General features: G+C 69.5%; 12 protein-coding genes and 1 pseudogene. 7 read left to right on the top strand and 6 right to left on the bottom strand.

The annotated features are described in order from the left end of the window. Positions 1-26: 26 nt before the first annotated feature. Positions 27-1,007, bottom strand: coding sequence for a formylglycine-generating enzyme family protein (locus tag POL25_RS29810; protein WP_272089638.1), 981 nt, complete (start codon positions 1,005-1,007; stop codon positions 27-29). Beyond that, positions 1,004-2,602 carry a sulfatase-like hydrolase/transferase gene (locus POL25_RS29805; RefSeq protein WP_373372134.1) on the bottom strand — a complete coding sequence of 533 codons (1,599 nt, stop codon included), beginning with the start codon at positions 2,600-2,602 and terminating at the stop codon, positions 1,004-1,006. Before POL25_RS29805 ends, POL25_RS29810 begins: the two co-directional genes overlap by 4 nt. 563 nt (positions 2,603-3,165) lie before the next feature. Here POL25_RS29805 and POL25_RS29800 point away from each other — a divergent pair. The 4 genes from POL25_RS29800 to POL25_RS29785 all read left to right on the top strand — a co-directional run bounded on the left by POL25_RS29800 (position 3,166) and on the right by POL25_RS29785 (position 7,348). Then, complete coding sequence (locus POL25_RS29800; RefSeq protein WP_272089636.1) at positions 3,166-3,747, top strand: TetR/AcrR family transcriptional regulator; 582 nt, start codon at positions 3,166-3,168, stop codon at positions 3,745-3,747. A gap of 55 nt (positions 3,748-3,802) precedes the next feature. Next, the gene (locus POL25_RS29795) at positions 3,803-4,549 is read left to right on the top strand and encodes an SDR family oxidoreductase (protein ID WP_272089635.1); all 747 of its coding nucleotides are present in this window, start codon (positions 3,803-3,805) and stop codon (positions 4,547-4,549) included. A 308-nt stretch (positions 4,550-4,857) separates the two neighbouring features. Beyond that, positions 4,858-5,967 carry a hypothetical protein gene (locus POL25_RS29790; RefSeq protein ID WP_272089634.1) on the top strand — a complete coding sequence of 370 codons (1,110 nt, stop codon included), beginning with the start codon at positions 4,858-4,860 and terminating at the stop codon, positions 5,965-5,967. A gap of 31 nt (positions 5,968-5,998) precedes the next feature. Further along, positions 5,999-7,348, top strand: a complete 1,350-nt coding sequence (locus tag POL25_RS29785) for a hypothetical protein (RefSeq protein ID WP_272089633.1) — start codon at positions 5,999-6,001, stop codon at positions 7,346-7,348. Between the two features lie 77 nt (positions 7,349-7,425). Here POL25_RS29785 and POL25_RS29780 read toward each other — a convergent pair whose 3' ends face one another. The 3 genes from POL25_RS29780 to POL25_RS29770 all read right to left on the bottom strand — a co-directional run bounded on the left by POL25_RS29780 (position 7,426) and on the right by POL25_RS29770 (position 9,858). Then, positions 7,426-8,154 carry a hypothetical protein gene (locus POL25_RS29780; protein WP_272089632.1) on the bottom strand — a complete coding sequence of 243 codons (729 nt, stop codon included), beginning with the start codon at positions 8,152-8,154 and terminating at the stop codon, positions 7,426-7,428. Between the two features lie 454 nt (positions 8,155-8,608). Beyond that, positions 8,609-9,514, bottom strand: a complete 906-nt coding sequence (locus tag POL25_RS29775; protein ID WP_272089631.1) for an FAD-dependent monooxygenase — start codon at positions 9,512-9,514, stop codon at positions 8,609-8,611. Continuing rightward, on the bottom strand, positions 9,511-9,858 hold the full coding sequence (locus POL25_RS29770) for an NAD(P)-binding protein (protein ID WP_272089630.1): 348 nt from the start codon (positions 9,856-9,858) through the stop codon (positions 9,511-9,513). Before POL25_RS29770 ends, POL25_RS29775 begins: the two co-directional genes overlap by 4 nt. A 34-nt stretch (positions 9,859-9,892) precedes the next feature. Between POL25_RS29770 and POL25_RS29765 the strand changes: the two genes are divergently transcribed. Next, positions 9,893-10,339, top strand: coding sequence for a LysR family transcriptional regulator (locus POL25_RS29765; protein WP_272089629.1), 447 nt, complete (start codon positions 9,893-9,895; stop codon positions 10,337-10,339). Positions 10,340-10,354: 15 nt separating this feature from the next. Next, a pseudogene (locus tag POL25_RS29760) lies at positions 10,355-10,852 on the top strand (LysR substrate-binding domain-containing protein); the annotation flags it as partial. Between the two features lie 221 nt (positions 10,853-11,073). Here the strand turns inward: POL25_RS29760 and POL25_RS29755 are convergent. After that, on the bottom strand, positions 11,074-11,793 hold the full coding sequence (locus POL25_RS29755) for a leucine-rich repeat domain-containing protein (protein WP_272089628.1): 720 nt from the start codon (positions 11,791-11,793) through the stop codon (positions 11,074-11,076). Positions 11,794-11,963: 170 nt separating this feature from the next. On the opposite strand from POL25_RS29755, the gene POL25_RS29750 reads away from it, so the two are divergent. Then, the gene (locus POL25_RS29750; RefSeq protein WP_272089627.1) at positions 11,964-12,482 is read left to right on the top strand and encodes an SMI1/KNR4 family protein; all 519 of its coding nucleotides are present in this window, start codon (positions 11,964-11,966) and stop codon (positions 12,480-12,482) included. Positions 12,483-12,617 lie beyond the last annotated feature (135 nt).

The raw sequence follows: 12,617 nt of genomic DNA, 5'->3' as shown, positions 1-12,617 counted from the left end.
CCTTCAGGACATGTGAGACGTGCGGTTCACGGCGCCGCGGCGTCGCGGGCGATGCGGAAGCCGAGGTGGTTGGTGGCGCTGTCGGGGGCACCCTTGCCGCGGGCGTCGGGGGTGTAGCGGCCGCAGTACTGGTCGGTGCAGAGGTAGGAGCCGCCTCGCTGGACGCGCTTGGCGACGCCGGGCTCGGCCGGATCGAAGCTGTCCGCAGGGCCAGGTGGATCGACGGCACGCGGCGGGCGGCGGGCGTAGGTGTCGGGGTGGTACCAATCGGCGGTCCACTCCCAGACGTTGCCCGACACGTCGTAAAGGCCATATCCGTTGGCGGGGTAGCTGGCGACGGGGGCGGCCCCGGCGTGGCCGTCGGCGGCGGTGTCGTGGCCGGGGAAGGAGCCCTGGAAGGTGTTGGCGGGGTGCGCGTCGGCCACGAGCGGCGCATCGCCCCACACGTGGCGCTTGCGGTCGAGGCCGCCGCGGGCGGCGTACTCCCATTCGGCTTCGGTCGGCAGGCGGCCTCCGACCCAGCGGGCGTAGGCGAGGGCGTCGGTATGGGCGATGTGGACGACCGGGTGATTCATGCGACCTTCGAGGTCGCTGGTCGGACCCTCGGGATGCCGCCAGTCGGCGCCGGGGACGTAGCGCCACCACGCGCCGGCGCGCGCGAGCGAGGCGAGGCGCTCGGGCGGGGTGAAGACGATCGAGCCGGCGACCCGGCGGTCGGGCGGGACGTCCGGATAATCCTCGGCGCGTGGGGTCCGTTCGGCGAGCGTGACGTGACCGGTGGTGCGCACGAAGGCGGCGAACTGGGCGTTGGTGACCTCGGTGGCGCCGAGCCAGAAGCCCGAGACCACGACGCGGTGGCGCGGGTGCGCGTCGGTGAATCGTGGATCTTCGGAGCCCATCCAGAACTCGCCGGCGGGGATCCACACCATCCCGGGAGGCGATGATTCGCAGGCGGACAGGCACACGGCGAGCAACGAGCCGCACGCGGCGACGCGGGCGCGGGTCATTGCGTGAACTCGATCTGCTTGCGCGCCGGGAATTTCTTCAGCACCTCGCGGTAGCGCAGCAGCTCCGCCTCGAGCGCGATGGCGACCGGCGCGTGGCGGATCGCGATCGAGTCGTCCTCCTGGGGGTTTGTGTAGAGGTTGTACATCAGCGCGCCGGCGCTCGGCACGACCGCACCGGTGAAGCCGCCCTGTTGCCCGCGCTGCGTCACGAGCTGCGGCATCTGGGCGATCGTGGAGAACTTGAACTCGTCGATGCGGGTGCCGACGGGGCGGTCGTTCCAGAAGTAGAGGACGCTGCGACGGTTCGATTCGCCGTCGTCGGCGACCAGGAAGGAGGTCTGGTCGACGCCGTCGACATAGCGATCGTTGGGCATGAGCGCGGACAGCTCGGCGCCGGGCCGGCCGGCGAGGGCGAGCGCGGTGTTGAAGATGTCGGCGAGGTCGAACAGGCCGTCGGATCGGCGCGGGGTGATGGTGCCGCGCCAGGAGGCGAAGGTCGGCACGCGCACGCCGCCCTCCCAGGTCGAGCCCTTGCCGCCGCGGAACGGGGTGTGACCGTACGGCGCGACCTCCTGCTCGGGGCCGTTGTCGGAGGTGAACAGCACGAGGGTGTTGTCGACCTGGCCGGTTTGCTCGAGGGTGCGGTAGAGGCGGGCGAACACGTCGTCCATCTCGACCATGCAATCGCTGTAGGTGGTTCGGGCGGGCGAGCGGCCGCGGTAATGATGATTGGGGTAATTGTCGAAGTGGCAGCCGCGGGTGTTGTAATACAGGAAGAAGGGGCGCGAGTCGTCGGCCATGCGGCGCAGGAATCGCTCGCCGTAGGCGGCCCACTCCTGGTCGAGGTCCTGGATCGTCTCGAGATCGATCACCTGGACGGTCTCGAGCGGGCCGCCGCGGACCGCGTGCACGTCGGCGCGGGAGAACGGCAGGCTGCGGATGAAGGCGGTGCGCGCGGGGCTCAGGGCGATCTCCGGGTTGAAGTTCGGGTCACGCCATTCGGTGTACATGTCCGAGACGCTGAGGAAGCCGCGGAAGTCGTCGAAGCCGACGTTCTGCGGCTGGGAGCCCTCGTTCTCGCCCAGGTGCCACTTGCCGATCGCCTGGGTGACGTAGCCGAGCTGCGAAAGCAGCCGGGCGAGGGTGACTGCGCCCTCGAGGCCGCCCGACTGGCCGTACATCGGCGGGCGCAGGATGCCGTGATGGACCGGGTATTGGCCGGTCATGATGGTGGCCCGGGTCGGCGAGCAGCTCGGCTGCGAATAGGCCGAGGTCAGCACCAGGCTCTCGGCCGCGACTCGGTCGATCTGCGGCGTGGGGTTGCCGACGCTGCCGCCGCCGCCGTTGAAGCCAGGATCCATCCAGCCGACATCGTCCATCAGGAAGATCAGGACATTGGGGCGCTTGCCCATGCGTTGCTGCAGCGCGCCCAGCTTGTCGCGGGCGGTCCGCACCTGCGCGGCGTGGGTGACCACCGGTTCCATGTTGGCGGCCGGGCGGCTGGTGCGGGCGCTGAGGAATTGATCGGGGTGATCGTAGCCGGGGCCGGGCGGCCGGACGGCGGGCTCCGGCTCGGCGAGGCCGTCCGGGGCGATCGGCGGGGCCTGCTGGGGCGTTGCGACGGGCGGCTCCTGCTCGGCCGCGGGCCTCTCGCCGGGGCGCGGCGTGCAGGCGAGGGCGAGGCTCAGCGCGGCCGTCCGCCGGAGGAGAGCGTTCGAAGTATGAACATTGCGCGGGGGCACGGGACCGTCCTTGTCGTCATGGTCGAGCGCGAGAAATGTGGGCAGGTCCTTGGCCCCGGACGGCGCGCGGCGCAACGACGGCGGGCACGAACGGCCGTGTCTGCGAGGCCGCGAGGGCGCAACGTCGCGGGCGCAGGGATCGATCCGTCGGTCGGTCGGTCGGTGCGGGCGGTGCTTGCGCCGGCGTCGGGGTCGCGGCCTTCCATGACAGTCGCTCCGCTTCGCCCTGCAGCTGCGCCGCGCGGACCCGGGCGGCGCTCGGCGAGGCGGGCAGCCGCGGAGGGGGTCTGCGATCGCCCACGGCGTCGCGCCCGTGGCGGCGACAGACGGGCACCCCGGGGTCGCAAAGCGTCGTTTTATGCCCGAGCTCCCCGAAGGAACTTGACAGTCCGTTCCAGAATGCCATCCTGCAACCCGTGCCGAGACCCAAGGCGTTCGACCCCGACGAAGCCCTCGAGCAGGCCATGCGCCTGTTCTGGGCGCGGGGTTTCGCGGCCACCTCGATGAGCGACCTGGTCGAGAAGATGGGCGTCTCGCGCCAGAGCCTGTACGACACCTTCGGCGACAAGCAGGCGATCTTCATCGCCGCGCTCAAGCGCTTTCGTGATCAGGTCGGCGCCCCGCTGCGGCAGTTCTGGGCGAGCGAGGAGCCGGTCCGACCGGCGCTGCGCCGGCTGTTCGACGCCGTCATCGCCCAGGAGCTCGTCAGGGGCTGCCCGCGCGGCTGCATGATGTTTCACGCGGCCGTGGCCGGCGCAGACGCGGGCCCCGAGGCGGAGCGCCTGCTCGCCGACAACAACCAGGAGATCGAGCGCGGCTTCATCGACCGGATGCGCCGCGCCCAGGAGCGCGGGGAGATCGGCGACCACCACGATCCGGCCGCGCTCGGTCGGTTCTTCGTCGCCACGCTCGCGGGCCTGCGGTTGTCCGCCAAGCAGGGCCAGAGCGCCGAGGCCCTGCGGGATGTCGTGCGCGTCACGCTCGGCGTGCTCGGCTGATTTTTTTTGCTTCGTTCAAGAACGTTCATTCCAGAAAAACGCAAAGAGAGAGACCATGAGCAAGCTCGCAGGGAAAGTCGCCATCATTACCGGGGGTAGCACGGGCATCGGCCTCGCCACCGCCAGGCTGTTCGTCGCCGAGGGTGCGCACGTGTACATCACGGGCCGGCGGCAGGCCGAGCTCGACGCGGCCGTGCGCGAGATCGGCGACAACGTCGTCGGAGTGCGCGGCGACGTGTCCAACCTCGCCGACCTCGACCGCCTTTACGAGCAGGTGCAGCGCGAGAAGGGCCGCATCGACGTGGTGTTCGCCAACGCGGCGTCGGCCACGTTCGCCCCGCTCGGCGCGATCACCGAGGAGCAGTACGAGCGCGAGTTCGGCAGCAACGTGAAGGGCCTGCTGTTCACCGTGCAGAAGGCGCTGCCGCTGCTGGTCGAGGGCGCCTCGATCATCCTCAACGCCTCGATCGTGGCCAGCAAGGGGTCGGCGGCGATGAGCGTCTACAGCGCGACCAAGGCGGCCGTGCGCTCGTTCGCCCGCACCTGGACCACCGACCTCAAGGATCGCAAGATCCGGGTCAACGCGATCAGCCCCGGCCCGATCGACACACCCGGACTCAACGGCATGGTGCCGGCGGACCAGGCCGAGGGGCTCAAGGCCAGCCTGGTCTCCCAAGTGCCGCTCGGGCGGCTCGGCAAGCCCGAGGAGATCGCCAGGGCGGCGCTGTTCCTCGCCTCGGACGACAGCACGTTCGTCACCGGCATCGAGCTGTTCGTCGACGGCGGCGTCGCCCAGGTGTGAGGCGCGGCGGGCGTCGCCCGCTCGCGCTCGGCGTCCTCATCGACGCCCGCGCTGCCCTGCGCAACCTGGCCTTCGGGACATCCACTGTCCATCGCGACGTCCTGCTCGCGGCGCGGGGCCTCGCTCAGAGCGGGCAGGCCATGGTGTACATGGTCTCGGCGTCCTCGCAGCCGGTCTTGGCTGCGAGCTGGTCGCACGGGAGCTGGGCCTGACAGGCATAGCGGGCCGCGTTGGCCATGAGGCAGGCGTCGCCCTGTCACGGGCGGGCCCGTGTCACCCGACCGTGTCCTTTTGCTAAGGTGAGGAGGATGACTGTCGTCGACAAGAGGTGGTGGCTCGCTGCGCTGCTGGTGGGCTGCGGGCCCGAGCCGAAGGCCGAGACCGGTGGGGACGTCTCGACGAGCGGCGCGACGACGACTTCGACGACGTCGACGACGACCGGCAGCGCCACGTCGTCGACGACGACGGCTTCACCGCCGACGACGGGCACGACAGGCGATACCAGCGAGACCGCCAGCTCGAGCACGACGAACGTGCCGTTCATCATGCCCCCCGACCTCGGCCCGATACAGCCGTGCATGTGCGCGGCCGGCGAGCTGTGCGTAAACGAGACGGGCATCGACTCGAATTGGATGATTTGCGTGCTGGCTCCGGAGGGCTGCGATCCCGCGCAGAAGTGCTCGGAGGCGTGCATGCAGGCGTGCATCAACCCGTCGCCGCCGAGCAAGTTCTGCACCGACGACATCGATGAGGCGCTGAGCTGCGACGACGGAGTGTCGGTGTGCAGCCCGTGGGCCCAGAATTGTCCGGAGGGACAGAAATGCGCGCCGTCGGAGTTCCTGAGCCCGTTCTGGGAGCTCGAGTGCGTGCCGGTCGCCGAGTCGGCACCGGCGATCGGCGAGCCTTGCCTCGGGAAGGAGGCGTCGCCGACCGGCGCGGACGACTGCGCAATGGGGGCGCTGTGCTGGCCGGTCGAGGGCGACGCCGCGAAGAGCTGCGTGGCCCAGTGCGGCGGGTCGCCGGAGGCGCCGATCTGTCCGCTCGACCAGGTGTGCACGACGACCCGCGACGGGACGGTGACAGCGTGCGTGCCTGCATGCGACCCGCTGGTCCAGGACTGCCCGCTCGGTCACGTGTGCACGCCGGGCCTCGACGGGTTCGGGTGCACGCCCGACGTATCCGGGCCCGACGGGGACTTCCCGGACAACTGCACGATTGACGGCTGCGATCCAGGGTTTTACTGCGCCCCGGACGCGTGGCAGCCGAGCTGCCAGCACTCTCGGTGCTGCGTTCAATACTGCGACGTGGGCGCGCCCGACTGTCCAGCGAAGAACTCGTGCGTGTCGCCGTTCGTGATCCTCGAGGACGAGCCACCGCCGGCGTGGGCGCACGTCGGGGTGTGCGTGGTCCCGCCGTGATGACCTCGAGGGCTGGCTCTGCTTCCCGGCCATGATCGACCTGTTCTTGCGCCGTGTGGCGGCTGGTCTGGCGGCCGCAGCAGGAATGGCCCACGACCTGCAACCATGGCGTGTCCATGCTCATTCCTGGACGCCTTCGATCCTCTCCTACCCATTCCCACCTCGGGATCCGGCTTGCACTCGGACGCGCCTGTTCGCCGATTCGAATCTCGTGAAGATCGCAGCCGCGGACGACTTCCGCGCTCTACAAGCGCTGCCGTCGATGCGGTATGACTGGCGTCGTCGGACACCGTCGATGCGCCCGCGCCTCTCATCTGGTCTCGTCCGCGTCGTCGCGTTGGTCGCGCTGGGTTTGACCGTCGCACCTGAAGTCTCGGCCGCTCCCGCCCCGCCGGCCGCGCCCGGGACGCCGCCCAAGAACATCCGCGCCGCGCTCTCCGACGTCGCCCTCGAGCCGGACGGCGGCGGTCGTCTGCGCCACCGCGGCGACGGCTTTACCGCCATCATCCATCCCGACGGCGCGTTCGAGTTCCGCGATCACGGCGGGACCATCGAGATCAATCTCTTCGGCCTCGACATGTTTCGCCGCCGCTTCCGGGAGCCCGAACCCGAGCGCCACCCGCCGATCTGGATCGGCATCCGCGAGGAGCTGTTCTTCCCCCAGGGGCGGTTGCCGGTCGCGGCCGGCTTCATCGCGCGCTTCGGCGGCCTCGCCGACGGCCCGCGCAAGGACCGGCACAAGAGCGAGAAGCGACACTTCCTGGCCGCGACCGAGCGCCTGCGCGCTCACCTGGCCAATCGCGCGTACCGGGAGAGCTTGCAGCGAGAGCTCGCCGAGCTGGGGCCTCACCTCGTCGAGCTCTGGCGCGACGAGACGCTGGCGCTGGCCGAGCGCAAGCGGCAGATCTTCGAGCGCTGGGCCGATTGCGAGGACCCGTCGGCGTCCGCCCGCAGCGAGCGCGACGGCCTGCGCCACGCGTTCGCCGACGCGGCCCGCGCCAAGATCGAGGCGTTCGTCCGCCAGAGCGCTCCGCGAGGTTCGCAACAGGCCTACACCCGGGCCGAGCTCGCTCGCCTCAATCGCGGCCGCACCGGCGAATCCCGCTTCCGTCCTTATGAAGTGTCCAGGTCGGCGCAGGCGCTCGCAGACTTCGAGGCGGTCCCCGATCTCGATGCGCCGCTGCTCCCGCCACAGTCGAGCCCGACCTGGCCTGCCGTTCCCGTGCTGCCGGAGCCGCCGCCCCGCACGGAGGTGCCGCCCGCTTCGCCGCCCAAGAGCCCACCTCCCGACGTCGGCCGGCCCTTCACGGCGCCCGAACGAAGCGTGCCCCAGCGGAAGGGCGCCGCGGTGCCCCTCTGCTGGCTCACCCGCAGCTGTTAGGCGCGGCCAGGCTGCGGCGGAGTCATCAGCAGAGCCGACAGTCGCGCTGCCATCGTGTCGCTCCGCAAGTCACCCGATCAAACCCCGCAGATCTCTTTTTGCGCCGTCTTCTCCGCCTCGCAGCTGGCGGCCTCGTTGATCTGTTCACAGGTCAGGGTCTCGACCTCGCAGATGAGAATGTCTTCCATCGCCAGCGCGCAGGCCTCGCTGTCGACAAAGGCGCTGGTGGTGCCGAGGGTGCACTCGACCGCGCAGCCGACCTTGTTGTCTTCCGACACGGAGCCGCAATCGACCAGGAATCCACACAGGTCGAGGCAGGCCGGCCGCGCACAGACCTCGGCGCGCGTCGCCCAGTACGCGTCGTCGCACGCGCCCATGTCCTGCTCGGTGCAGGTCACCTCGGTGAAGCACGCGTAGTAGCCCTCGTACGCGTCGCGGCACCCGGCGCCGACGAATGCCATCGCGTCCAGCTCCGACTCGCACTCCCCGACGCAGTCCTCCCCGTTCGGGAGGCCGCACGCCTCTCGCTGGGCGCAGTACGTCGGGCACACGCTGTCCTCGCCAGTCGTCGCGCCGCCGGTCGTCGGGTCGGTCGTCGTCGGCTCGCTCGAGCTCTCACCGGTGTCCGTTTCGGTGCCGCCGGTGCCGGTCGTCATGGTTGCACCCGGTTCGGTCGACGCGGTTCCACCCGGTTCGGTCGTCGCGCCCGGGTCGGTCGCCGTCCCCGTGTCGGTGTCGATCGGGTCGTCCGACTTCGGGGAGCAGGCGGCAGCGAGGGTTGCGACGAGCGCGACCCGGAGGGGCATGGAGAGGCGGTGGTTTGCTGGCATCGTCGGGCTCCGGCGGACGCGAGCGCTGTCGGGCGGCGCGTCGGTACGCGCCAGCATAGACCACCGCCTCGACCGCGGGGACTGGTGCGCCGGCCCCCACCGCGTGTGCACGGCCGACCGCTCGTGCGGCGCGCAGTCGCGTACACCCGGAGCGCGCTCGTGCACGCGCTCGTCCTCCGCCCCGCGCGCGACTTCCTGGTCGAGACGCTGCTCGCGTGCGCCTCAAGACGACCCGTGCGACGCTCAGCTCGGTAGCTCACCTGTACCCGAGCGCGCGCCAGCGCGTCGGCCCTCGTTCGTGTCGCACTCGGCCTCGAGCCGGTGACGCGGCCCAGGGGTCCCTGCCGATTCGACTTCCAAGAGATCGATGCGTGGTTCTCGACATCCGTCCCAGGTGGAGGTGAAGCGCGCGCGGCCTCGCGGGCGGGGCTCATCTCGCCATATCCGAATAGTTCTCGAGCGCGAACGGCAGGGTCAGCGCACCGAAGTCCGGAATGCCGCCTGGGGCAGCAGTCTCACCCTCGCTCGTCGGTTCGTTTGGCTTCGTGTTCTGTTCCAGCGCGATGTCCTGATTGCGAATCACATAGGCGCGCAATTTATCCTCGTATGCGTCGAGCCCACCCAGTAGATCATCCTTGTGTGTGGCGAGCTCCCCGGCCAGCACGTAAGCGCCGACCATCGCGACCGAGGTGGCCTGTCCCGTGCCCAGGGAGACGGCGTAGCCGGCGTCGCCGACCAGCGCGATCCTTCCGCGCGACCAACGGCTCATGCGGACCTGGCTCAGCGAGTAGAAATGGAAATCGGTCGCGCGCAGCATGTGCTCCGCGATCTGCGGGATCACCCAGCCCGCGCCGGCGACGCGATCGGCCAGCAGCCGCTTCTGCGCCTCGACGTCGCGGACGTCGTGATCGATCCCCTCTGGCGCGCTGAAGCCGAGATAGGTCCTCGCTTCGACATCCTTGCGCAGGCCCATGACCAGCGCGCCGACGGAGTCAGGCTGCTGGTACATGACTTGCCATCGGTCGAGGCCGAGGAAGTTCGGCATGCCGAAGGTCGCGATGTGCAGATCGCCGAAGGTCCGCAAGAACTGCTCATCGGGGCCGAAGGCGAGTCGCCGCGCCCCCGAACCTAGCCCGTCGGCGCCGATCACCAGCTCGAAGCGGCGCGGCGCAGCGGTGACGAACGTGACTTCGACGCTCGACTCGTCCTGGGCCAGCGACGCGATGGAATCGCCGAAGATGTACTCGACCCGGCCGCCCACGGCCTCGTGAAGCACGTCGCAGAGGTCGTCTCGCAGGATCTCGACATCCGGGCTGTCCAGCCGGCCGCCCGTCAAGGTGCTCTCCGTGCTGCGGAAGAGCTCCTGGCCGGCGAGTCGACCACGGAGATGCCCGTCAGCTTGGTGCTCCGATCGCGGAGCGTGGAGAGGATGCCCATCCGCGCTGCGACCGCGAGGGCCGGGCCGCGCACGTCGAGCGCGTGACCGCCCGGGCGCAGATACGGCGCGCGTTCGACCACCGTGACATCGAAGCCGTAGCGGGAGAGCCAATAGGCGAGGGTGAGACCGGAGATGCTGGCGCCGGAGACCAGCACCCGTGCGGCGGTGCGCCTGCGAATCGTCGAACTCATGGACGCGGTGTACCGCCCCGGAACCGAGCCGTCCAAGACATTGATCGCCATTCTATGATACCTTCGCAGCAACGGTCGTGAATGCATGGAACTCCGACACCTGCGCTACTTCGTGACGATCGCCGAGGAGCAGAGCTTTCGTCGGGCCGCCGAGCGGCTCCACGTGTCCCAGTCTCCGCTCAGCCGGCAGATGAAGGACCTCGAGCAGGAGATGGGGGTCGAGCTCTTCGAGCCTGACGGCCGCGGCATCAAGCTCACCGCCGCTGGTAAGGTCTTCGCGGAGCGGGCGAGGGGCGTCCTGGTGAGCGTGGACGCGGCGGTCGAGGAGGCCAAAGGGGTCGCCGGGGGCAGGCTCGGCACTGCCGTCATTGGTTTCGAGCCGGGGGCCACCTTCACCGGCGCGCTGGCCTCGCTCGTGGCGGCGTTTCGACGACGTGCGCCGCGCATCGGCCTCCAGCTCCTGGCGATGAGCAGCACCGAGCAGTGGGCCGCGCTCCGCGAGGGGACGATCGCCTTCGCCTATGGGTCGTAAGCTCCTTCCGACGACGGCCTGGCCTGCATGGAGATGGCGCGCGACCAGCTCGGCATGGCGCTCGCGCACGACCATCGGCTCGCACGTCGCCCGAAGATCTGGCTGCGGGACCTGGTGGGCGAGCGCGTGGTCCTCGAGCCGCGTCAGCTCTACCCGCGCCTCCATGCGGACATCCTTGCCGCCGCCCGCGCGCGAGACGTCACGCTCGCCGTGATGGCCGAAGTCCCCGAGCTGGAGTCGCTCCTGGCGCTGGTGGCGATCGGCGACGCGGTGACGTTCCTGGCCCGAAAGACAGTAGAGCTGGTGTCTCCGATGACCCCGGTGGTGTGGCGTCCGGTCGTCGATCTCGACATCAAGCTGTCCGACGTCGTCACCTGGCGGGCGAAGGACGCGGACATGCCGGTGGTGCGGGCGCTCATCGAGAGCGCTCGCGAGGTCAGGCCGCTCCTGCGACTCGATGCCGGCCCCGTGGCGTCCGCCCCGTCGAATCGAGGGCGACGCAAGAAGCGCTGAAGCGTTCGTGACGTGTCCCCTTCGCGCGGAGTGGGGCTTTGCCCCCACGGTCGTCTCGCCGTCCCCGATGCACGCGATCACACCCCCGGCGCCGGCCAGACCGACCCGGACGGTTGGCTCGTCCACCACGTCTCATCAGCGGCGGCGGGCTGTACCGGTGCGTCGGGCTCACCGCGGGCTCACACGCAGTTACAATTGCATAGATCGCTCCACGCGATTCCCTACTGGACGGACACGCCCGCGGCGCACAGAGCCGGGATGATCACCTCGATCGTCTCGGCATCGAGGGGATCGTCGGCGACGAAGATGATGTCGTCGTAGCCGAGCCACGGCGCGCCAACGATTGGCGCCAGGGTCGTGATCGCGTTGCCTTGCACATCCAGGGTATTTGGCGCCTGAAGGCTCTTCAAAGGGCCGAGGTCCGAGATGTGGTTGCGCGCGGCTCTGAGCATCTCGAGGGTGTTCGGCGCGACGACGGGGAGCGTCTGGAGCCCGGTGTCGGAGAGGGAGATCGTGCGCAGGCTCGGGTGATCGGCCAGGCTGTCGAGCCCGAGCGCGAGGGGGTTGGCGGACACGTCCAGGTGCTCGAGCCCCTGCAAGGTCGCCAGCGGGCCGAGGTCGAAGATCTCGTTGTCGTTCAGCTGCAGTCGCTGCAGCGGCAGGCCGGCGAGCGGCGCAAGCGAGGCGATCGCGTTGTAGGCGGCGTCGAGCTCCGCGAGCTCGGTCTTACCAGCAAGCGGGCCGAGGTCGACGATCGCGTCGTCGGTGATTGCGAGGCTCTTGAGCTCGGCGAGCGGCGCGAGCGGTTCGATGTCGGTCAGTTCGCACGTCCCGACGCGCAAGTGCTGCAGCTCGAGCAGCGCGGACACAACCGGCACCGCACCCGGCGTGACGTGGATCCAGAGCGTGACCAGCGGAAGCCCGGCGATCTCGAGCTCCATCATCGCGCTCCGATCCCGATGTCGTCCGACGCGCCGAAGTGAGTAATTGCGCTCGGCCGTCGCGTCTTGGCTACGCGGGCTGTTCGATAGCAAGCGCCTTGGACGGCGACAAAACCCTCATCCGAGGACCATTGGCGTCCCTGGCACTGGGCTCGACGAGAAATTGCGGCTTGGAACATCTCGAGCGCTATGGCATAGGCATTGATGCTGCGAAAAGGAAGGGCGACACGATGGATAGCGATCTCGCTGAGGCGGTTGCGAAGCTGAAGGACATCTTTACCCGACGAAACATCCCGACGAGATTCGGGAAGGCGCAACCAGCGGTGGTCGACGAGCTTCGCAATGCGCTCAGGATCCCGGCGCGCTACCGGGCGTTCTTGCAGGCGGCTGATCCCGTCGACGTCGAGACCGTGACCTCGGTCGAGCGTGTCCGCTTCATCCCCGCCGATAGGCTCATCGCGGAGCAGGTCATCGGGGAGGAAGGTTGGCAGAAGAACTGGGTTGTCATCGCGCGGAGCGCGGTCCGCGGCGACCCGTACTTCCTCGACATCTCGAAGCTCGACGCCGAGGGCGACTGCCCCGTCTTCAGCGTCACGATGGGCGCCCACTCCTACAAGCCGGAGCTCTACGCATCGAGCTTCGAGCAGTTCCTACGCCTCCTGGCGACGAACATGGAGGCGGCCGCCTAGTGGACCCGGGGCTGGATGCCGCCTCGTTTGACGGCACTCGCAAGCGCATCGCGGTCTCGTCGCGTTCGATCTCCGCTTGGTGCGCTTGCATGCGCCAGCGGTTCGGCGCTCAGCTCCCGACGATCCGCCCTACCC

This window comes from Nannocystis bainbridge (assembly GCF_028368995.1).
GTDB lineage: Bacteria > Myxococcota_A > Polyangia > Nannocystales > Nannocystaceae > Nannocystis > Nannocystis bainbridge.
The sequence above is the reverse complement of the archived record's forward strand: the minus strand, read 5'-3'. Positions and strand labels throughout refer to the sequence as shown.

Excerpts from the sequence above, each read along its gene's own strand:
- POL25_RS29765 (WP_272089629.1), top strand. The coding sequence starts at position 9,893 with ATGGAACTCCGACACCTGCGCTACTTCGTGACGATCGCCGAGGAGCAG.
- POL25_RS29785 (WP_272089633.1), top strand. The coding sequence starts at position 5,999 with ATGATCGACCTGTTCTTGCGCCGTGTGGCGGCTGGTCTGGCGGCCGCA.
- POL25_RS29810 (WP_272089638.1), bottom strand. The coding sequence starts at position 1,007 with ATGACCCGCGCCCGCGTCGCCGCGTGCGGCTCGTTGCTCGCCGTGTGC.
- POL25_RS29770 (WP_272089630.1), bottom strand. The coding sequence starts at position 9,858 with ATGGCGATCAATGTCTTGGACGGCTCGGTTCCGGGGCGGTACACCGCG.
- POL25_RS29795 (WP_272089635.1), top strand. The coding sequence starts at position 3,803 with ATGAGCAAGCTCGCAGGGAAAGTCGCCATCATTACCGGGGGTAGCACG.
- POL25_RS29790 (WP_272089634.1), top strand. The coding sequence starts at position 4,858 with ATGACTGTCGTCGACAAGAGGTGGTGGCTCGCTGCGCTGCTGGTGGGC.
- POL25_RS29780 (WP_272089632.1), bottom strand. The coding sequence starts at position 8,154 with ATGCCCCTCCGGGTCGCGCTCGTCGCAACCCTCGCTGCCGCCTGCTCC.
- POL25_RS29755 (WP_272089628.1), bottom strand. The coding sequence starts at position 11,793 with ATGGAGCTCGAGATCGCCGGGCTTCCGCTGGTCACGCTCTGGATCCAC.